We start from the raw sequence: 18,801 nt of genomic DNA, 5'->3' as shown, positions 1-18,801 counted from the left end.
ATGGTGAGCGGGGACGGGATGACCTACGGCGGGGACCGCTCGGCGGCCAGCCGCGACGACACCCTGCCCGCCGACGACTGGCTAACCCACTGGCGGGCGCGGGAGGCGCGGCTGCACCGGGTGCTGCCCTACGGCGGCCTGCTCGTGGGCTCGCTGCTGGCCGCCTTCGCGCCGGCACCGCGTGGGCTGCCGATGCCGCTCACCTTGGTGATCGCCGGGCTGACCGCCTGCTGGGTCACCTGGTATGTCGTGCTGTCTCCTCAGTGGCAGGGACAGCAGCGGTCGATGGCGGTCTACTACGTCGGGCTGCTCGCCTTCGCCGCCGTTTTGGTGGCCGCGAGCCCGTGGTACGGCTTCTTCGCCTGGGTCGGATTTCTGCACGCCTTCCTCGTGCTCAACGGACGATGGCGGTTCGCCGGTATGGCCGCGACAGCCGTGCTGGTGGCCACCGCGCAGGGCGGCGGTCTGCCGTCCTCGTGGTCGAACTGGCCGCTGTGGCTGGTGTTGGTGCTTGTCAACCTGGTCCTGGCCGGTGCGGTGAGCTGGTTCAACCTGGTCGGTGAGCGGGAGGACGCCAGGCGTAAGCGGTTGGTTGCCGAACTCGCCGCCGCCAACCGCCAGCTCGCCGAGACGGTGCGGGAGAACGAAGGACTGCACGCCCAGCTCCTCACCCAGGCCCGCGAGGCCGGCGTACTGGACGAGCGGCAGCGGATGGCTCAGGAGATCCACGACACCTTGGCCCAGGGCCTGACCGGCATCATCACCCAGCTGGAGGCGGCCGAGCAGACCCGCGACCGCTCCGCCGACTGGCGACGCCACATGGACAACGCCCTGGCGCTGGCCCGGGAGAGCCTCACCGAAGCCCGCCGGTCGGTCCGGGCGCTGCGCCCCGAGCCGCTGGAGACGGCCCGCCTTCCCGACGCGCTCTCCGAGCTGGGTGAACGCTGGTCGGCAGTGCACGGGGTGACGGCCAGCGTCAGCACCACCGGGACGCCCCGCCCACTGCACCCGGAGATCGAGGTGACGCTGCTGCGGGCGGCGCAGGAGGCGTTGAGCAACGTGGCCCGGCACGCCGGCGCGTCCCGGGTCGGGCTCACCCTGTCGTACATGTCGGACGTGGTCACCCTCGACGTCCGCGACGACGGATCGGGATTCGACGTGGCCAACCAGTCGACCACCCCGGATCAGGACGGAAGCTACGGCCTGACCGCAATGCGGCAGCGGGTCAACCGGGTCGGTGGCCAGGTCGCCGTCGAGTCCGAACCGGGTGGCGGGACCGCCGTCTCGGCCTCCGTGCCGGCCCTGCCCGGAGCCGCCGCATGACCGATCCGGTACGCCTGCTCATCGTGGATGATCATCCAGTGGTGCGGGACGGACTGCGCGGCATGTTCGCCGGCGACCCTGGATTCGAGGTGGTCGGCGAGGCGGCGGACGGCGCCGAGGCGCTGACGATGGCCGCCCGGCACCACCCCGACGTGGTGCTGATGGACCTGCGGATGCCGGGGGTGGACGGGGTGACCGCGATCGGTCGCCTCGTCGCGACGGACAGCCCGGCGAAGGTGCTGGTACTGACCACGTACGACACGGACGCGGACGTGCTCCCGGCGATCGAGGCCGGCGCCACCGGATACCTGCTCAAGGACGCGCCCCGCGACGAACTGGTCCGGGCGGTACGGGCCGCCGCCCGAGGCGAGTCGGTGCTCGCGCCAAGCGTGGCCGGCCGGTTGATGGGTCGCCTCCGGACGCCACGCCAACCGGCCGAGGAACCGCTGAGCCAGCGTGAGTTGGAGGTGCTCACCCTGGTCGCCCGGGGATCGTCGAACCGCGAGGCCGCGGCGCGCCTGTTCATCAGCGAGGCCACGGTGAAGACCCACCTGCTGCACGTCTACGCCAAGCTCGGGGTCAACGACCGGGCCGCCGCGGTGGCCGTCGCGTACGACCGGGGGTTGCTGACCCCCGGTGGCCGGTGAGCGTCGATGCGGGCGTCGCGATTGCTCTCCCTGCTGCTGCTGTTGCAGACCCGTGAGGCGCTGACGGCGGCGGAACTGGCCCGCGAGTTGGAGGTCTCCGAGCGGACGGTCTACCGGGACGTGCTGGCGCTCTCCGCCGCCGGGGTGCCGATCTACGCCGACCGGGGACGGGCCGGCGGCTACCGGCTGCTCGGCGGCTACCGGACCCGGCTGACCGGGATGACCCGGGACGAGGCGGAGGCGCTCTTCCTGGCCGGGTTGCCCGGCCCGGCCGGTGACATGGGTCTCGCCGACGCCGTTGCGGCGGCGGAACTGAAGCTCCTCGCGGCGCTACCGCCGAGCCTGCGCGACGCCCCCGCGCGCACCGGCCAGCGGTTCCACCTGGACGTGCCCGGCTGGTTCCGGGAGACCGGGCCGCCGCCGTGGCTGAGCGACCTGGCCGGCGCGGTCTGGCGGGACCGGGTGGTGCGGCTGCGCTACCGCCGCGGCGACCGCGAGGTCGAGCGGGAGCCGCACCCGTACGGGCTGGTCCTCAAGAGCGGGGTCTGGTATCTCGTGGCCCGGGTCGACGACGCGTACCGCACGTACCGGGTGGACCGGGTCACCCACGTCGAGGTGGGGACGGAGACCTTCGACCGGGACGCCGGCTTCGACCTGGCGGGGTACTGGCGGGAGCAGGCCGAGGCGTTCCTGCGAAGCATGCTCCGGGTCGAGGTGACGATCCGGTTGAGCCCCGCTGGACTGCGCCGGCTCCGCTTCCTCGCCGACGCCCCCTTCGTGTACGAGGTGGCGGTCGCCGCCGCGGGCGAACCCGACGGGCAGGGTTGGGTGGTGACCCGCCTGCCCGTCGAGTCCGTCGAGGTGGCGTACACCCAACTGCTCGCGCTGGGGCCGGAGGTGGAGGTGATCGAGCCGCCGGAGCTACGGTCGCGGCTGGCCGAGGCGGCGATGAGCGCCGCCGCCCTGTACTCCACCGCCGACGACCGGTTCCCCGACCGGCCGGCGTAGTACGGCCGGTCGGGTGTACGCCGGTCGGGCCGCTCAGACGGGCGGATGCCGGGGCGGGAGGATCAGCGGTAACCCGTGGTGTCGGCGGGTTTGCCGGCGTCGACCACCTCACTGAGGTAGCGGAAGGCGTCCGGTTGGGAGCCGTCGACGTCGGTGAAGCCGTACACCTTGGCCAGTTCTCCGGCGGAGACGGACCGACCGTTCCAGCGTGCCCGGTCCGGGTCGGCGGCGAGCGCGGCGACGGCTCGACCCACGAACGTCGGAGTCTCCGAGATGAGGAAGTGCGGGTCCTTGGCCGCGCCATCGCGCCAGTTGTCCTCGGTGACGCCGAAGTGCTCCAACATCGCCTCGGAGCGCATCCAGCCCGGGGTGAGCGCGACCGCCGTACCGCCGTGCGGCCTGACCTCGTGGGCCCAACTGAAGGCGAGCCGGTTGACCGAGGTCTTGGCCAGGTCGTAGAAGACCGACAGCCGGTAGTTCTCCTCGTTGTACGCCTTCGTACCGTCACCGATCTCCACCACCAGTCCGCCGGGCCGGCGGATCAGCAGGGGCAACGCGAAGTGGCTGGTGATCACGTGGGTGTGCACCGCCAGCCGCAGCATCCGGAAGCCGGCGTCGAGCGACTGCTCCCACACCGGCTTCTCCCAGGTGATCAAGGGGTCGGCACCCCACACGTCGTTCACCAGCACGTCAAGCTTGCCCTGCTCGGCGTCGATTCGCGCGACCAGGGCCTGCACCTCGTCGGGTACCAGGTGGTCGACCCGGACCGGGATGCCGGTGCCGCCGGCCGCGGTGACCAGTTCGGCGGTCTCCTCGATGGTTTCCGGGCGGTCCAGTTCGGAACGGCCGGCGCGGCTGCTGCGGCCGGTCGCGTAAACGGTGGCACCTGCGGCGCCTAGTTGCACGGCGATCTGCCGGCCGGCCCCCCGAGTGGCCCCGGCGACCAGCGCCACCTTTCCGATCAGCGGTTTAGTCATGCGCTCCACGCTGCCAGCAATACCTGCCATCTGGTGGCAGGTATTCGCGACTCGTCGCGACAGGGCCGGCTGATCGATCCGGGAGGGCCACAATCCGGCTCGCGAGTTGCGGCATCCCGGGTCCTACCGCCCGCCGGATGCCCCGACATACCGCATGTCGCGCCCTCCCGCACGCCGGATGCCGCGGCATGCCGCATCCCACGGGTGGCGGGCAGGGGCGCTAGAGCCTGTGTCGAAGTCGGTGCCAGGGCTTGAGTTGTTGGTTGAGGATCTTCGCGTGTCGGTGTTCGAGATGTAGCGAGGTCTCCGGTATCTGGTTCAGCGACCAAGCAGAACCCGAACACCGGAGACCTCGTGGACACCCTAGCGGTGGCGAGGCGGCATGACCTGACCGACGCAGAGTGGGTGGCGCTGGAGCCGCTGCTGCCTGCGGGGCGTAGGCCAGGTCGGCCGTCGACGTGGACGAAACGGCAGCTCATTGATGGGATCAGGTGGCGGATAAGGGTCGGTGCGCCGTGGCGGGATGTTCCGGAGTGCTACGGATCCTGGGCCGCGGCGTATGGGCTGTTCCGGCGTTGGCAGCGTGATGGAACCTGGGTGAAGATCCTGACCGTGTTGCAGGCTGTGGCTGATGCGGCCGGGCGCGTGGTCTGGGACGTGTCGGTGGACTCGACGGTCGCCCGGGCTCATCAGCACGCCGCTGGGGCGCGTAAAAGGGGGATCTGCAGGCCGAGCCGCCGGGCGGGGTCACGGTCGAGCCGACCGATCACGCGCTCGGCCGGTCGCGCGGTGGGCTGACCACAAAGCTGCATCTGGCCTGCGAGCAGGGGCAGAAGCCGTTGTCGATCGTGTTGACCGCTGGGCAGCGCGGGGACAGCCCGCAGTTCAGGGCGGTGCTCGACGGGATCCGAGTGCCCCGTCTCGGCGCCGGCCGGCCCAGGACCCGCCCGGACCGGGTCCTGGCCGACAAGGCGTACACGTCGAAGGCCAACCGCCGCTACCTGCGCCGTCGCGGCATCGCCGCGACGATCCCCTCGAAGGCCGACCAGGACACCAACCGGCGCAAGCTGGGGTCCAAGGGCGGCCGTCCACCGGCCTTCGATCCCGAGCGGTACAAGCAGCGTCACGCCGTGGAATGCGGCATCAACCGGCTCAAGCGCAACCGCGCCGTGGCCACCCGATTCGACAAGCTCGCCGTGCGTTACGAAGCCACCGTGCACGTCGCCGCGATCAGCGAGTGGCTGTGACCGACTTCGACACAGGCTCTAGGTGGCACGCGACGGGCTAGCCGTTGAGGAAGTCGGAGATCCGGCTGCGGAGGTCGGCGCGCTCCGTCCAGAGGACACCGGGGCGGTCGTAGCGGTGCAGGGTGGCCCGGGGCAACGTGGCGGCGAGTTGTTCGGCCACCTCCACCGGATGCAGGTCGTCGCCCTCGGCGGCGATGACCAGTGCCGGCGCGGTCACCCGGGCGAGCACGCCGGCGTCGGGCAGTGGCGCCTGCTCCGGCAGGTCGATCAGCCCGGCGGCGAGGCCGTCGCGCAGCAGGTGGTCCAGCCGTTGCCGCAGATACGCCCAGCCGGCCGGCGTGTTGCGTACAGCCGGCGGCAGCTCGGTGGAGACGGCTTCCGCCACCGCCGAGGCGTCCCCGCTCTCCACAGCCGCCAGCAGTTCGGTCAGCCGCGCCCGGGCGACCGGTCCGCGCGGCCGGTCGAGCGCGGCGGGGAGGAAGAAGACGAGCCGCTCGAACCGCTCCGGGCTCTCGGCGAGCAGGCGGCACAGCGCACCGGCGCCCAGGCTGGCCCCGAAGGCGCGCGTCGCGCCGCTGAGGTCGGCTATCGCCCGCAAATCGCGGGCCAGGTCCAGGTAGCTCCACGGCCCGTCGGGCGCGTCGGAACGGCCGTGGCCACGGAACTGGAAGAAGACCCGGCGACCGGTGACCCCGCTGCCGAAGGGTCGGGTGGTGGCGATGCCGTTGGCCAGCCCGTGCGCGAAGACGGTGACCGGGTCACCAACACCGGTGACCAGCCGCTCCAGACGTACGCCGTGCGGGGTGGCGACCAGTTCCGTTTCCGGGTCGGGTAACGGCGGTCGGCCGGTCCGCGGGGCACCCGGGCCGGGACCCCAGCTGCGTGGCCCGCCGTCCGGCGGTGGTGGCCACCGGAAAGATCTCACCAGGACCCTCTGTTGTCGCCTAGGTCACGTAGTCCGACCCGGACGTCGAGCAGATAGATCAGAGCCGCCGCCACACCGATCAGCCCGAAGATGCTGAGGGTGGAGCGGGTGAGCAGGGTGAGCAGGAGAGTGACCGCCAGGATCGCGATCCAGCCGCCCTTCGGCAGGGTCCCGATCGCCGGGAAGGCATCGGAGCGTTGCGTGACTGCGTGCACGAGAGCCACCCCCTGCACGATCAGTGCGAAGACGAACAGGATCAGCTCGATCACGTAGCGGACGTCGAAAACGAAGATCGGCGCGGCGTTGGCCATGACGGCAAGCTTATGCCGGCGGCCCCGGATCCGTGGCGATGGGACGGTCCCGGGGCCGCCGGCAGCTGACTCACTGGCTCCGCTTGGTACCCCGGGGCAGCTTCGCCGACGGGCTGTCGGTCCGCTTGGCGGCGGTCTGCCGGGTGGTCGACTTCGCCCGGGTGGTCTTCTTCGCGGCGGCCGGCTTGGACTCCGCGATCTCGGCCACCTCCGCCGGGCTCGGCACCTCAGCCGGAGCGGTCTTCTCAGCGTTCGCCGCCTTCTTGACGGGCGCGGTCTGCCCGGCGGTCGCGTTGGCGGCCTCGGTCGGCGTAGTGGCCTCGGTCGCCTCGATGTCGGTGTTCACCGTGTCGGCGACCTCCAGCACACCGGTGCCGACGACCCGCTCACCCCGCGCGACCAGCGCACCGTACGCGGCCAGCGCCCGCTCCTGCGCGGCGTGTGCGCCGGCGACGACCACGGCGGCGTTCCGGGTCGCCAGCTCACGCAGCCGGTCCAGGTCTGCCGTCTCGCGCAGCTTGTGCAGGTCGGCGGCATCGCGCAGCTTGTTGAGATCGGCGGCATCGCGGAGCTTGGCCAGGTCGGCGTGCTCACGCAGCCGGTTCAGGTCGGTCGTCGGGGCGGCCTTCTGCCGCAGCGACTCGGCCGTCCGGTTGGCGTTGCGCAGCGTGTCGTTGGCCTTCTGGCGCAGTTCGAAGCCGGTGACGACGGCCTTGCCGCCGAGTTCGTTGACGACCCGCCCACCGTCGGCGACGACGCGGTCACGCAGCTCACCGACCACGGTGGGCAGTTTGCGCAGCTGCTGCAGGGCCAGTTCACCAGCGCCGGCCGCAGCGTAGATCGGGGCAGGGATGCGATTGGTCTTCGGCTGGCTCATCGTTACTTCTCCTCCTGGACCGCTGTCGCGGTCTTGCGGACCACCTTGCGGGCGGCCTTCCTGGGTGGGGTGCTGTTCGGGGCGGGAGCGGAACCTGCCTCGGTCACGGCGACCGATTCGAGCACCGCCTCGGTCGGGGTACCCGCCGCGGTGGTGGGCCCGGTCGCGGCCAGATTGGCCACGTCGGGGGCGGTGACGTTATCTGCGTCGGAGGTGCCGGTCTCCCCGCTCGCACCGGGCATCGTCGCGGTCGCCTCGGCCAGCCGCGCATTCTCCCGGCGAAATGTCTCGTAGATCTGGGTAAGGGACTGTTTCTGGGCCATAGTCAGGTCCGGATCGACTGCGATGGCGGCCAGCACACCCTGCCCCTCCTTGTCGTCGAGCAGTCCGGCCCGGAGGTACATCGCCGGAGTGGAGACCCGCAGCGCGCTGGCGAGTTGCTGGAGCACCTCCGCGCTCGGCCGGCGCAGGCCGCGCTCGATCTGGCTGAGGTAGGGGTTACTGACCCCCGCCTGCTCGGCCAGTTGCCGGAGCGAAATCTTCGCGTTCCGCCGCAGGTCACGAATGAACCCGCCGACGTCGGGAAGGTCCTTGGGAGTGGCCATGACTCAACGCTAGCCCGCGCTGCTAGCAGCTGCAAGCAAAGTGCTAGCCAAAGTTAGCGATGTCTCATCGCCGGCTTGCGCACCGCTCCCGCCCGGTCGTACCGTCCTGCGGTGACCAAGATCCAGGTAAATGGCGCTCTGCTGGCGTACGACGAGGCCGGCAGCGGATCGCCGGTCGTCCTGCTGCACGCCGGTATCGCCGACCGCCGGATGTGGCGGGACCAGATCGCCCCACTCGCGACCCGACACCGGGTGATCGCCCTCGACCTGCGCGGGTACGGGGAGTCCGAGCTGCCACCGAGCGCCTTCGCCCACCACGATGACGTGGTCGGCCTGCTCGACGCTCTCGGACTGGCCAGCGCGGCACTGGTCGGCTGCTCCTTCGGTGGGGCGGTGGCGATCGACACCGCACTCGCCCACCCCCACCGGGTGAGCGCGCTGGCCCTGCTCGGCACCGCGGTCTCCGGCCACGAATGGTCAGAGCAGACGAACGAGCTGTGGGAGCACCTGGTCGGCGACGTCGATCCGGAGGACTTCGCCGCGACTGCCGCAGGTGAGGTGCGGTTCTGGGTGGTCGGTCCGGACCGCGAGCCCGCCGACGTCGACCCTGAGCTGGTCGCCTTCGCGACCGCGATGGACGAGCGCGCACTCGCCGCCGAGTTGGCGCTCAGCGCCGTGGACGTGGCCGAGCTCGACCCACCGGCCATCGGGCGACTCGCCGAGCTGACCATGCCCGTGCTGGTCGCGGCCGGCGCGGCGGACGTGCCCGACATCCGCCACCTGGCCGATCGCATCGTGGCCGAGGCACCCCACGCGATACGCCCACCCGACATCGCAAACGCCGCCCACCTACTCCCCCTGGAACACCCCACCCAGGTAAACCAGCAACTCCTCACCTTCCTCCCCTAACCCCGCACTCCCCCCTTTCCGCGTTGATCAAGAAGTTTTGGTCGGATTTCACGCTACTCCCGACCAAAACTTCTTGATCAACGAGTCGCAGGGGCGGGTGGCGCCGACGGGGAGGGTGCCGCCGAAGAGCGGCAGCTCGGCGAACTCCGACAGGACCGGCGCATCCACGCCGAGCCGGCGCAGGGCCGAGACCAGGACCGGCATCCGGGCCCGGCCGGCGCCGTCGTCAATCTTGAGCGCCACGGCGCCGACGCCGGGCAGGGCCGCGGCGATGACACCCTCCGCGCCGATCTTCGCCAGCAGCCCGGGTACGCCACGCATCAGTCGGGTGTCGTCCGCCTGCGTACCGCCGACCACCTCCGGATGCGCCCGCATCGCGTCGGCCACCAGGCCCGCCCCGGTGTCGCCTTCGGCCGTCACCAACCGTAGGTATGCCGTGGCCAGTCCGGTCAACGACGCGGACAGCACCGGAGCGCCGCAACCGTCGACGCCGACGGCCACCGCCTCCTCGCCGGTGAACTCCTCCACCGTCGCGCGCAGCCGTCGCTGGAGCGGATGTTCGATCCGCCAGTAACCCTCCAGCGGCCAGCCGGCGGCACGGCAGGTCAACAGCATCCCGGCGTGCTTGCCGGAGCAGTTCATCTGGACCCGGGCAGGGCCGCCGCCGGCCCGCAGCACCGCCATCCGTGCGAGATCGCCCGCCGGCAGGTCCGGCGGGCAGTGCAGGTCGTCCTCGCTCAGCCCGGCACCCGCGAGCAGCCCGGCGACCCTGGCCAGGTGGAACTCCTCCCCCGCGTGGCTGGCGGAGACGATGGCCAGGTCGGCAGGCTCGGTGAGGGACAGCCCGGCGCGGAGCATGCCGACCGCCTGCATCGGCTTGTTCGACGAGCGCGGGAAGATCGGCGAGGTTACGTCGCCGGCCGCGGCCAGCGACGCACCGGCGCTGTCGAGCACCACCACCGAGCCGCGGTGCACGCACTCCACGAAGCCGGACCGGACCACCTCGGCGAGCGGAACGCCGCCCTCGTACGTCTTTCCCACAACGTGGACGGTACCGAGGTGTCCGGCCGACCTCACGCCGGGGTGAGCTGGGACTCCACCTCCGGGCGTAAAGGATGCCGGGCGACTCGTGCCTTACAGGCCGAGCAGCTCGCGGGCCTCGGCGGTGTTCAGCGGTGGACGCTGCGCGAGCTGAGCGAAGCCGACCGCACGCGCGACCAGTTGCATGTTCGACTCCACCGGGCGGCCCTTGGCGTACGTGACCGTGTCCTCCATCCCGACCCGCAGGTGACCGCCGGTGGAAAGCGCGGCGAGCAGCACCGGAAGGCTGGTGCGGCCGATCCCGGTCGCCGAGAACGTGGTGCCCTCCGGCAGATCCCGGAGCATCTGCTGGGCCGCCACCAGCGTCGCCGTGGTTCCCGGCATGCCTCCCGGCACACCCATGACGAAGTCGACGTGAACGTGACCGCCGTGCGGCAGGCCGTACTTCCCCAACAGGCGCTGGAGGGCGCTGAGGTGGCCGAGGTCGAAGATCTCGTACTCCGGCACGATGCCCCGCTCCTGCATCCTGGTGTGCAGGTCGACGACGAACTCCCAGCGGTTGAGGAACACCTCGTCACCGAAGTTGACCGTGCCCATGGTGCAGGAGGCCATGTCCGGGGCCGCGTCCAGCACGGCGAGCCGGTCGGCCTCCGGGTCGGTGACCGCGCCGCCGGTGGACAGTTGCACGATCAGGTCGGTGCTCTCCCGCAGCGCCGCCACGGTCGCCCGGAGCCGACCCGGGTCCAGGGTCGGCCGGGCGTCGTCGTCGCGAATGTGCACGTGGATCACGGAGGCGCCCAGCGCCTCGCACTCCTTGGCGGTGAGCAGCAGCTCGTCGAGGGTCACCGGCAGCGCCGGCACCTCGGTCTTCGCCGACTCCGCGCCGGTGGGGGCAACCGTGATCAACGTCCCTGTCGTCATGCCGGCGATCCTAGAGCGCCCCCGGCCACCAGCTGTGTCGGTGTCTACGAGGGGTCGATGGCGGCGACGCTGTCGCCCACCCGGAGCGCGGCATCGTCGGGCACCGAACGCTTGACCACCGCGAGCGCGACCTGCCCCAGCTCGTGATGAAGCACCGCGGTACCGACGAAACCGACCGTACGGCCGTCCAGCGTCACCGGGGTACCGGCGACCGGCAGCTGGTCCGAGGCCACCCCGTCGAGGTGCAGCAGCACCAACCGGCGTGGCGGACGGCCCATGTTGTGCACCCGGGCCACCGTCTCCTGCCCCCGGTAGCAGCCCTTGTCCAGGTGCACGGCCGGGGCGATCAGGTTCACCTCGGCGGGGATCGTCCGGTGGTCGGTGTCGACGCCGACCCGGGGCCGCCGAGCGGCCACCCGCACCGCCTCGTACGCCCACAGCCCGACCGGGGGCACCCCGTTGTCGCGCAGCCGCGTGACAACCTGGTCCATCGCGGGTCGGGGAACCAGCAGGTCCACCCCGAGCGGACCGCGCCGGGCCCAGCCACCCTGCGGCAGCGGCTGTACGTCGTAGCGGGCGGTCGGGCGGGGCGGCAGCTCGCCGGAGCGGAACTTCGGGCCGGGCAACCCCACCACGTCCGGCTCGGCGAGCGGCGGTACGTCGAGCAGAGCCACCACCTCGGCGGCCTTCGGCCCGACCAACGACAGCAGCGCGTGCTCGGCGGTGGCATCGCGGGGGTCGACCTGGCTGAAGAACCGCATCTTCTCCAGGTAGGTCAGCAGTCCCGCGGTCGCCCCCGGCTCGGTGTCGAGCCAGGTGGTGTCGCCGTCCTCGGCCACCATGGCGTGCTGTTCCAGATGGCCGTGCGGCGAGAGCACGAGGAGTTCGGTGCCCTGCCACGGGCCCAACTCGGCCAGGTGCTGGGTGGTGAGGGTGTGCAGCCAGGAGATGCGCTCCGCACCCGGCACCGCGACGACGCCCCGGTGGGAGCGGTCCACCAGGCCGACCTCGGTGTCCAACTGGCGCTGCTCGCGCATCGGGTCGCCGTAGTGCGCGGCCACCCCCCGCACCCCGGCTGCGGCGTGCGCCGGCTCCGGCTGATCCCGGCTGGCCTCGTCGATGCTCTCCACGGCCACCGCGCCCGCGATGTCGATCATGTCTTTTCCCCGTCTCCGCACCGCGCGCACAAGCCGAAGAAGGAGACGTGCCCGATGTCCACCCGGAAGCCCCGTTCCCCGGCCAGTTGGTCGGAGAGCGGACGCATCAGTTCCGGATCCATCTCGTCGATCGCGCCGCACTCGCGGCAGACCAGGTGCACGTGCTGGTCCTCACCGGCAGCGTGGTAGGTCGGCGACCCGTGCGAGAGGTGGGTGTGGGTGACCAGGCCGAGCCGCTCCAGCAGCTCCAGCGTGCGGTAGATGGTGGTGATGTTGACCCCGGCGGCGACCTCGCGTACGGCGGTGTGCACCTGCTCGGGGGTGGCGTGCCCCAGGTCCAGCACCGCCTGGAGGATCAGCTGTCGTTGCGCCGTCAGCCGGAGCCCACGGGCGCGGAGCAGTTCCGCGAGGGAGGATTCGGACACCCCCCGATCATAGTTCGGCCGCGCGCGTACCTCCCGGCGCGACCGGCACCGCACTATGCTCGGCCCCGTGGTGACCTCGCGGATCGGCGTGCTGGGTCGCGGGCGGCTGCCGGCCGATGAGCCGGTGCTGCGCGCCGACGATCTCGGCGTGCTGCGAGGTGACGGGCTCTTCGAGACCATGCACCTACGTGACGGGCGAGCCTGGCTGCGCCAGGAGCACCTGGCCCGGCTGCGGAGCGGCGCGGCCGCCGTGGAACTGGCCCTGCCGGCGGACGACGCCCTGGTCGAACTGCTGGACGAGGTGGCCGCCGACTGGCCGGCCGAGGTGGAGGGCGCACTGCGGCTGGTCTGCACCCGGGGGCCGGAGCGCGGCGGCCCGCCGACTGTTTACGCCACCCTGTCGGAGGTCGCCCCCGCGGCCCGGCGAGCCCGGCACGACGGGGTGAGCGTCGCCACCCTCTCCCTCGGGGTGCCCGCCGAGGCCCGGCCGGAACTGGACTGGCTGCCGGCGGGCATCAAGTCCACGTCGTACGGGGCCAGCAGCGCCGCCCGGCGCTGGGCCGCCCGGGCCGGCGTGGACGACGTGCTCTGGATCTCCTCCGACGGGTACGCCCTGGAAGGACCGACCGCCAACCTCGTCTGGCTGGCCGGGGAGACGCTGTGCACGGTGCCCGCCGGACGCACCGGCATCCTGCCCGGCACCACCGTCGCCTGGCTGCTCGCCCACGCCGCCGACGTCGGCTGCGGGGCCGCCGAACGCATGGTCACCCCGACGGAGCTGCGCAAGGCCGAGGGGGTCTGGCTCACCTCGTCGGTACGCGGCCTGGTCGCGGTGCACACCCTCGACGGTGAGCCGCTGCCGCCCAGCCCGCTCACCCGCGCGTTGCAGCAGCTGCTCGACTTCCCGCTGCCCTGAACCGGGACCGGCGGCGGCTGACCCGGGCCGGGCGTTCCGGCGGGGCGGGCCGGAGGCGGAAGCGGATCAGCCGGCGACCCGGATGAGGCGGGCCGACAGGTGCGGGGACAACGGCTGACCGACGGCGGCCATGTCCTGCGCGTAGAGCAGGGCGCCCTCGACGATGCCGAAGAGACGGTGGCCGGCGGTGACCTCCTTGGCGGTGGAGGTGCGCACCACCGCGTCGGTGACGAACTCCACCTGGGTGCCCTTGCGCCGGCCGACGTGCAGCTCCATCACCCCCGTCGGGGTGGTCAGCAGCGCCTCCAGCTCGTCGGTGGCCCGGTCGCCGTTCAGCACCGGACGCCACCAGCCGACCTCCCGGCCGGCCGGCCGCACCGGCCGGCTCTGCTCGTCGAGGATCCACGCCCGCGACTCGTAGTGCAGGAACGGACGCCCGTCGTGGCTGATCCGGATCTCCTGGGCGAAGTCGAAGTCCTCGATGGTGGGGAAACCGCCCCGCCCCCGCCCCCGCCACACCCCGATGTACGGCAGCAGGCCGTCGAGCGTGGGGTGCAGCTTCGGGCCGACCCGCAGGTCGTGACTCTCCTCGAAGGGGTACGCCTCCACCGGCGGCGCGTTCAGCCAGGGCGGCGGCGCCAACGGATTGTCGTCACTCCTCGCGCTCACCGGATCACCTTCGTTCGCGACTGCGGGGCTCGCAAAACCGGCTCACTCCTCGCACTCACCGGATCACCACTTGCCTCTCGATATGCGTACCGCCAGATAGACCAGGCCACCGGCGAGCGCGCCCAGGCCGGCGACCAGCAGGCTGACGAACCCGATCTCGGTGACCATCCGGGTCATCCTATGCTGGCGGTCATGGCCCGCACTCTCGTCGTCAAGGCCACCGCCGGCGCCGACGCACCGGAACGGTGCGCCCAGGCGTTCACCGTGGCAGCCACCGCAGCCGCCGCCGGGGTACCCGTCTCCCTCTGGCTGACCGGGGAGTCGACCTGGTTCGCGCTGCCCGGCCGGGCGCAGAACTTCGAACTGCCGCACTCCGCCCCGCTGGCCGAGCTGCTGCACGTGATCCTCGCCACCGGCACCGTGACGGCCTGTACCCAGTGCGCCGCTCGCCGGGACATCGACTCCGGCGACGTGCTCCCCGGAGTACGGATCGCCGGGGCGGCTGTCTTCGTCGAGGAGACGATGGCCGAGGGCGCGCAGGCGCTCGTCTACTGACTCGCCGGTCAGTGCCCGGCCAGGCTCGCCGGGCGCTGCCTGGGAAGGCGGCGGAACCCGCCCGACAAGGCGGGCGAATGCCTACGATTCGGGTGTGACCGAGGCCACCCAGCAGTTCTTCGCGACCCTGCCGGCCCGCGCCCCGGAAGTCCTCCGCACTCCGGTCGCGGGAACGCTGCGGATCGACCTGTCCGAGGGGCACCGCACCGAGCACTGGCTGGTCCGGATGCGGCCCGGTGCCGTGGAGGTCGACCAGGGGGTGGAGCCGGGCGACGCGACCTGGTACTGCGGGGCCGATCTCTTCGAACGGCTGGTCACCGGACGCGCGCAGGCGATCTCCGCAGTACTTCGCAACGAGAGCACCTTTCGCGGCGACGTGGTGCTGTTTCTCGCCTTCCGGCTGTTCTTCCCGTCCGCACCCGGCACCCGCGACCCACGCGAGGTCGCCCGCGAGCACGCCAGGTGGACCCGGTGAAGGAACTGGTCAGCATCCTCGACGGCAACACGTTCCTGGTCAGCGACCGCCGTGGAGACGTCGAGCCCTCGCTGGACTTCCCCACCGGGCTGTTCGCCTTCGACACCCGGTTCCTGTCCACCTGGCTGCTGCTGATCGACGGTGAGCGGCTGCACGCTCTCTCCATCGACGACGCCGAGTCCCACCGGACCCGCTACTTCCTGGTGCCGGGCGAGCCGACCCACTTCCTGGACGCGAAGGTCTCGGTGATCAGGAGTCGGGCGATCAGCGGCGACCTGGCCGAGGAACTGACCGTGCTCAACCACTCCGGGCAGGAGATGAGCTTCACCGTCCGGATGGAGATGGCCTCCGACTTCGCGGACATCTTCGAGATCAAGGACACCCAGCGCAAGAAGGGGCACAACACCGCCGCGCCCGGCGAGAACTCGCTGCGGCTGACCTACCGGCGGGACGCCTTCCACCGCGAGACGACGATCACGAGCAGCGCCGCCGCCCAGGTCGACCGCCGGGGCATGACCTTCCCGATCATGATCGGGCCGCACGGCGAGTGGACCACCCGGTTGACCGTCAACGTCGTCATCTACGGCGCCCGCGGTCAGGACGTCCGCTCGTTGCTGCCCTTCGCGGGCAGCCGGACCACGCCGGCGATCGAGGCGGAACACGCCGAGTTCGTCGCCCGGGCACCCAAGCTGGGCTGCGACTGCGAGCCGATGGCCGGGGCGTACCGGCGCAGCCTGACCGACCTGGCCGCGCTGCGGTACGAGTCGATCGCGCTCGGCGTCCGGCTGATGGCCGCCGGCCTGCCGTGGTTCATGACGCTGTTCGGCCGGGACAGCATCTTCACCTCGCTTCAGGTGCTGCCGTTCGTGCCGGAGCTGATCCCACCGACGTTGACCATGCTGGCGGGTCTCCAGGGCCACCGCGTGGACGACTTCCGCGACGAGGAGCCGGGCAAGATCCTGCACGAGTTGCGCTACGGCGAATCCGCCGGCTTCGAGGAACAACCACACTCGCCCTACTACGGCGCGGCCGACTCGACCGCCCTGTTCGTGATCCTGCTCGACGAGTACGAGCGGTGGACCGGCGACGTCGAGTTGGTCAAACGGTTGGAGTTCTCGGTACGGGCCGCGCTGACCTGGATCGACACGTACGGCGACCTGCTCGGCACCGGGTACGTCTGGTACCAGACCCGCAACCCCAAGATCGGCCTGGAGAACCAGTGCTGGAAGGACTCCTGGGACGCGATCTGCTATTCCGACGGTCGGTTGCCGAGCTTCCCCCGGGCGACCTGCGAGTTGCAGGGCTACGCCTACGACGCCAAGCTGCGCGGTGCCCGGTTGGCTCGACTGTGCTGGAACGACCCGGTCTACGCCGACCGGTTGGAACGTGAGGCCGCCGAGTTGAAGGAACGCTTCAACCGGGACTTCTGGCTGCCCGACAAGGAGTACTACGCGCTGGCCCTGGACTCCGACGGCAGCCCGGTCGACGCGCTCACGTCCAACATCGGGCACCTGCTCTGGAGCGGCATCGTCGACGATTCCCGGGCCCAGCGGGTCGCCGAGCACCTGCTCGGTCCCCGGCTCTTCTCCGGCTGGGGCGTCCGTACCCTCGCCGACGACCAGGGACGTTACAACCCCATCGGATACCACGTCGGCACCGTCTGGCCGTTCGACAACTCGATCATCGCGTGGGGTCTGTGGAAGTACGGTCTCCGCGAGGAGGCGGGTCGGATCTGCGAGTCGATGTTCGCGGCCTCCCGCTACTTCTTCGGCCGGCTTCCGGAAGCCTTCGCCGGCTACGAACGTGATCTGACCGACTACCCGGTGGAGTATCCGACCGCGTGCAGCCCACAGGCCTGGTCGGCGGGCACCCCGCTGCTGCTGCTGCGGGTGATGCTCGGACTCGAACCGCAGGGCGAGCACCTGATCATCGACCCGTACGTGCCAGCCGGGATGGGCCGGGTGGAACTGTTGGACATTCCCGGCCGGTGGGGCCGGGTGGACGCGCTGGGTCGCAGCCGCGACGAGGGGCCGCGCCGACCGGATTGAACGACCTCAGCTTCGGCGGCAGAGCGGCGAGGCTCAGCCGGCGCACCCCGTCGTCGCGGCGACCAGGACCTGCTCCGGCTGGAAATCGGCCAGCACCGCGACGCCGTCCTGCCGGTAGGCGTACACCTCGGGGGTTTCCACCACCGGCGTGCCGCCGGCCAACGGCGCGAGTGCGGCCTGCGGCGCCGTGGCCACCGGGTCGACGACGGTGCGGATGGTGCGGGCCACGCCGCCACCGGGGCAGGGCGCGCTCACCACCGACTCCGGGTCGTCGACGCGGCCGTTCAGCGCACGCACCACCTCAGCCAGCACGCCGGCCTCGGGGCCGACCGGGGCGGCCCCGGCGCTGTCGTAGTCGTCGCCCACCGGGCGGCAGCCGGTGTCGACGGTGAACCGGATCCGACCGTCGGTCGCCGGCCGCCCGGTCACGGTGACGAACTCACCCGCGTCGGCGCGCAGGCGAGGGCCGTCCGGGGTGAGCCGGACACCGGCCCGCCACCGCGCGGGCAGCCGGTCGGCGACCTGCCGCAGCAGGGCCTGCTCCTCGCCCACCGGCGCGGCCAGGTCGACCGCGCGGGTCAGCGTCGCACCGTCTGCGAACGGGCTGATCCGACAGCCCCGGTCGACCTCGGCTGGGACCAGCGCCGGCACACCCGCGTCAGCCGCCGCGACGATTTCACCTATCGCACCGTCGACCACCGGCCCGGCCTGCGTGAGGGTGCGCTGTTCCCGGACGGTCGGTGGGTCCTCGGCCGACGACATCCAGGTGAGGCCGGCCAGCAGCACCACCCAGACCGCCGTCACCGTGATCAGCCAGCGCGGCCACCGGGAGCCGGCGGCCGGCGGTCGGGGACCGGTCGGTGGGGCGGTGGTGTGGACGGCGTTGCTCACCCGGCCATCGTGTCACGCCTGGCGCGACCGTCCGTCCGGACGCCCGTCGCCAGCCTCCGGCGGCACGCTCAGCCGGTAACCAACGCCGCGTACGGTCTGCACCTGCGGCCCGTCGGGCAGCGTCCGTAGCTTGCGACGCAGCCGCTTCACCGCCGAGTGCAGGATCGCGGTGTCGCCGAGGTAGGCACCGCCCCAGACGGAGGCGAACAGCCGCTCATAGCTCCACAACGTGATGGGCGGACTGACCAGGCGGGCCAACAACTCCCGCTCGGTACGGGTCAGCCCCAGCGGTGCACCGCGCCAGGTGACCAGGTGCCCTGCCCGGTCGACCGTCAGATCTCCCCAGGTGGCCGGTCGTTCCGGAGGACGCTCGGCAGACTCGTCGAGCGTCCCTCCCGGCTCCGCCGACGGGGCGGGGAACACCGCCCGCAGTTGGGCGAGGTCTGCGCAGATCACCACCGGCCCGACGCCCTCCAGCCGCTGCACCACGCGCTGCCGGACGGTGGCGTCGGAGCTGACGCAGACCACGATCGGAAACTCTGGACCGGACACGAAGCCTCCCCCAGGGCGCCCCTGACCTGCGACTTCCACCGATCGCCAGTGACGGTCACCGATGACGCCCGGTTGCAGCCTAACTGTCAGGATCGCGCCTCGTCACTGACCGAGTACTGACCGACGCCGTCCATTGATCACCGACGGTCGGAGCAAGAGCATGACTTTCAGCGGGCGGAGGCACCACCACCGGCCACCCACATCGCCCCGGCCGCTGCGCGCAGCCGCGTCGCGGCGCGCGGGTGTGCGGGCCCGAACGGATCGGGACCGACGACGTGGGGAGGAACCTTGTTCACACGACCATCCACCCGGTCGCCACGAT

The 18,801-nt window shown here is 71.6% G+C and carries 21 protein-coding genes and 1 pseudogene; 9 read left to right on the top strand and 13 right to left on the bottom strand.

The genetic code is table 11. The features are described from left to right. The 3 genes from O7624_RS18615 to O7624_RS18605 are packed head-to-tail and all read left to right on the top strand — an operon-like array spanning position 1 to position 2,978. A complete protein-coding gene (locus tag O7624_RS18615; protein WP_282236710.1) occupies positions 1 to 1,323 on the top strand; it encodes a sensor histidine kinase in 1,323 nt (440 codons plus the stop codon). After that, entirely contained in the window at positions 1,320 to 1,970 is a 651-nt protein-coding gene (locus tag O7624_RS18610; RefSeq protein WP_282236709.1) for a response regulator transcription factor, read from the top strand. The genes O7624_RS18615 and O7624_RS18610 overlap by 4 nt, the downstream gene beginning before the upstream one ends. Positions 1,971 to 1,976: 6 nt before the next feature. Next, positions 1,977 to 2,978, top strand: coding sequence for a WYL domain-containing protein (locus O7624_RS18605; RefSeq protein WP_282236708.1), 1,002 nt, complete (start codon positions 1,977 to 1,979; stop codon positions 2,976 to 2,978). A 62-nt stretch (positions 2,979 to 3,040) separates the two neighbouring features. Here O7624_RS18605 and O7624_RS18600 read toward each other — a convergent pair whose 3' ends face one another. Beyond that, the gene (locus O7624_RS18600; RefSeq protein WP_093403422.1) at positions 3,041 to 3,955 is read right to left on the bottom strand and encodes an SDR family oxidoreductase; all 915 of its coding nucleotides are present in this window, start codon (positions 3,953 to 3,955) and stop codon (positions 3,041 to 3,043) included. Positions 3,956 to 4,309: 354 nt separating this feature from the next. Here O7624_RS18600 and O7624_RS18595 point away from each other — a divergent pair. Then, a pseudogene (locus tag O7624_RS18595) lies at positions 4,310 to 5,202 on the top strand (IS5 family transposase). A 37-nt stretch (positions 5,203 to 5,239) separates the two neighbouring features. Here the strand turns inward: O7624_RS18595 and O7624_RS18590 are convergent. The 4 genes from O7624_RS18590 to O7624_RS18575 form a co-directional block, all read right to left on the bottom strand. Beyond that, positions 5,240 to 6,127, bottom strand: a complete 888-nt coding sequence (locus tag O7624_RS18590) for an alpha/beta hydrolase (RefSeq protein WP_093403420.1) — start codon at positions 6,125 to 6,127, stop codon at positions 5,240 to 5,242. Further along, positions 6,124 to 6,438: a DUF2516 family protein gene (locus O7624_RS18585; protein ID WP_093403419.1), complete on the bottom strand. Its 315-nt coding sequence runs from the start codon at positions 6,436 to 6,438 to the stop codon at positions 6,124 to 6,126. The genes O7624_RS18590 and O7624_RS18585 overlap by 4 nt, the downstream gene beginning before the upstream one ends. Before the next feature lie 70 nt (positions 6,439 to 6,508). Continuing rightward, positions 6,509 to 7,315: a hypothetical protein gene (locus tag O7624_RS18580; protein ID WP_282236707.1), complete on the bottom strand. Its 807-nt coding sequence runs from the start codon at positions 7,313 to 7,315 to the stop codon at positions 6,509 to 6,511. Between the two features lie 2 nt (positions 7,316 to 7,317). Then, entirely contained in the window at positions 7,318 to 7,920 is a 603-nt protein-coding gene (locus tag O7624_RS18575; RefSeq protein ID WP_093403416.1) for a helix-turn-helix transcriptional regulator, read from the bottom strand. A gap of 111 nt (positions 7,921 to 8,031) precedes the next feature. On the opposite strand from O7624_RS18575, the gene O7624_RS18570 reads away from it, so the two are divergent. Further along, complete coding sequence (locus tag O7624_RS18570) at positions 8,032 to 8,829, top strand: alpha/beta hydrolase (protein ID WP_282236706.1); 798 nt, start codon at positions 8,032 to 8,034, stop codon at positions 8,827 to 8,829. A 48-nt stretch (positions 8,830 to 8,877) separates the two neighbouring features. On the opposite strand, the gene O7624_RS18565 is transcribed toward O7624_RS18570, so the two are convergent. The 4 genes from O7624_RS18565 to O7624_RS18550 all read right to left on the bottom strand — a co-directional run bounded on the left by O7624_RS18565 (position 8,878) and on the right by O7624_RS18550 (position 12,373). Then, a complete protein-coding gene (locus tag O7624_RS18565) occupies positions 8,878 to 9,870 on the bottom strand; it encodes an asparaginase (protein ID WP_282236705.1) in 993 nt (330 codons plus the stop codon). 93 nt (positions 9,871 to 9,963) lie between these two features. Next, the gene (locus tag O7624_RS18560; protein WP_282236704.1) at positions 9,964 to 10,791 is read right to left on the bottom strand and encodes a 3-keto-5-aminohexanoate cleavage protein; all 828 of its coding nucleotides are present in this window, start codon (positions 10,789 to 10,791) and stop codon (positions 9,964 to 9,966) included. Positions 10,792 to 10,835: 44 nt separating this feature from the next. Continuing rightward, positions 10,836 to 11,948, bottom strand: coding sequence for a folate-binding protein (locus O7624_RS18555; RefSeq protein ID WP_282236703.1), 1,113 nt, complete (start codon positions 11,946 to 11,948; stop codon positions 10,836 to 10,838). Then, complete coding sequence (locus O7624_RS18550; RefSeq protein ID WP_093403408.1) at positions 11,945 to 12,373, bottom strand: Fur family transcriptional regulator; 429 nt, start codon at positions 12,371 to 12,373, stop codon at positions 11,945 to 11,947. The genes O7624_RS18555 and O7624_RS18550 overlap by 4 nt, the downstream gene beginning before the upstream one ends. A gap of 67 nt (positions 12,374 to 12,440) precedes the next feature. Between O7624_RS18550 and O7624_RS18545 the strand changes: the two genes are divergently transcribed. Beyond that, positions 12,441 to 13,289: an aminotransferase class IV gene (locus O7624_RS18545; RefSeq protein ID WP_282236702.1), complete on the top strand. Its 849-nt coding sequence runs from the start codon at positions 12,441 to 12,443 to the stop codon at positions 13,287 to 13,289. A gap of 66 nt (positions 13,290 to 13,355) precedes the next feature. Here the strand turns inward: O7624_RS18545 and O7624_RS18540 are convergent, their stop codons facing one another. Together O7624_RS18540 and mtfM are read right to left on the bottom strand one after the other, a co-directional pair. Continuing rightward, a complete protein-coding gene (locus O7624_RS18540; protein WP_282236701.1) occupies positions 13,356 to 13,958 on the bottom strand; it encodes an FABP family protein in 603 nt (200 codons plus the stop codon). Between the two features lie 63 nt (positions 13,959 to 14,021). Continuing rightward, the gene (gene mtfM / locus O7624_RS18535) at positions 14,022 to 14,126 is read right to left on the bottom strand and encodes a small membrane protein MtfM (protein WP_046570768.1); all 105 of its coding nucleotides are present in this window, start codon (positions 14,124 to 14,126) and stop codon (positions 14,022 to 14,024) included. Between the two features lie 12 nt (positions 14,127 to 14,138). On the opposite strand from mtfM, the gene O7624_RS18530 reads away from it, so the two are divergent. The 3 genes from O7624_RS18530 to O7624_RS18520 all read left to right on the top strand — a co-directional run bounded on the left by O7624_RS18530 (position 14,139) and on the right by O7624_RS18520 (position 17,036). Beyond that, positions 14,139 to 14,513 carry a DsrE family protein gene (locus tag O7624_RS18530; RefSeq protein ID WP_093403402.1) on the top strand — a complete coding sequence of 125 codons (375 nt, stop codon included), beginning with the start codon at positions 14,139 to 14,141 and terminating at the stop codon, positions 14,511 to 14,513. Positions 14,514 to 14,607: 94 nt separating this feature from the next. After that, positions 14,608 to 14,988 carry an SCP2 sterol-binding domain-containing protein gene (locus O7624_RS18525; RefSeq protein ID WP_093403401.1) on the top strand — a complete coding sequence of 127 codons (381 nt, stop codon included), beginning with the start codon at positions 14,608 to 14,610 and terminating at the stop codon, positions 14,986 to 14,988. Beyond that, positions 14,985 to 17,036, top strand: a complete 2,052-nt coding sequence (locus O7624_RS18520) for a glycogen debranching N-terminal domain-containing protein (protein WP_282236700.1) — start codon at positions 14,985 to 14,987, stop codon at positions 17,034 to 17,036. The genes O7624_RS18525 and O7624_RS18520 overlap by 4 nt, the downstream gene beginning before the upstream one ends. 33 nt (positions 17,037 to 17,069) lie before the next feature. Here the strand turns inward: O7624_RS18520 and O7624_RS18515 are convergent, their stop codons facing one another. Both O7624_RS18515 and O7624_RS18510 read right to left on the bottom strand, forming a co-directional pair. Further along, positions 17,070 to 17,927 carry a hypothetical protein gene (locus O7624_RS18515; protein ID WP_282236699.1) on the bottom strand — a complete coding sequence of 286 codons (858 nt, stop codon included), beginning with the start codon at positions 17,925 to 17,927 and terminating at the stop codon, positions 17,070 to 17,072. Positions 17,928 to 17,939: 12 nt separating this feature from the next. Continuing rightward, complete coding sequence (locus O7624_RS18510; RefSeq protein ID WP_282236698.1) at positions 17,940 to 18,479, bottom strand: winged helix-turn-helix domain-containing protein; 540 nt, start codon at positions 18,477 to 18,479, stop codon at positions 17,940 to 17,942. Between the last annotated feature and the right edge of the window lie 322 nt (positions 18,480 to 18,801).

It is taken from the genome of Verrucosispora sp. WMMD1129 (genome assembly GCF_029581255.1).
In the GTDB taxonomy this organism is placed as follows: Bacteria; Actinomycetota; Actinomycetes; order Mycobacteriales; family Micromonosporaceae; genus Micromonospora; species Micromonospora sediminimaris.
The sequence above is the reverse complement of the archived record's forward strand: the minus strand, read 5'-3'. Positions and strand labels throughout refer to the sequence as shown.

Coding starts and splice junctions, on each gene's coding strand:
- O7624_RS18615 (WP_282236710.1), top strand. CDS start 1: ATGGTGAGCGGGGACGGGATGACCTACGGCGGGGACCGCTCGGCGGCC.
- O7624_RS18610 (WP_282236709.1), top strand. CDS start 1,320: ATGACCGATCCGGTACGCCTGCTCATCGTGGATGATCATCCAGTGGTG.
- O7624_RS18605 (WP_282236708.1), top strand. CDS start 1,977: ATGCGGGCGTCGCGATTGCTCTCCCTGCTGCTGCTGTTGCAGACCCGT.
- O7624_RS18600 (WP_093403422.1), bottom strand. CDS start 3,955: ATGACTAAACCGCTGATCGGAAAGGTGGCGCTGGTCGCCGGGGCCACT.
- O7624_RS18585 (WP_093403419.1), bottom strand. CDS start 6,438: ATGGCCAACGCCGCGCCGATCTTCGTTTTCGACGTCCGCTACGTGATC.
- O7624_RS18580 (WP_282236707.1), bottom strand. CDS start 7,315: ATGAGCCAGCCGAAGACCAATCGCATCCCTGCCCCGATCTACGCTGCG.
- O7624_RS18575 (WP_093403416.1), bottom strand. CDS start 7,920: ATGGCCACTCCCAAGGACCTTCCCGACGTCGGCGGGTTCATTCGTGAC.
- O7624_RS18560 (WP_282236704.1), bottom strand. CDS start 10,791: ATGACGACAGGGACGTTGATCACGGTTGCCCCCACCGGCGCGGAGTCG.
- O7624_RS18555 (WP_282236703.1), bottom strand. CDS start 11,948: ATGATCGACATCGCGGGCGCGGTGGCCGTGGAGAGCATCGACGAGGCC.
- mtfM (WP_046570768.1), bottom strand. CDS start 14,126: ATGGTCACCGAGATCGGGTTCGTCAGCCTGCTGGTCGCCGGCCTGGGC.
- O7624_RS18530 (WP_093403402.1), top strand. CDS start 14,139: ATGCTGGCGGTCATGGCCCGCACTCTCGTCGTCAAGGCCACCGCCGGC.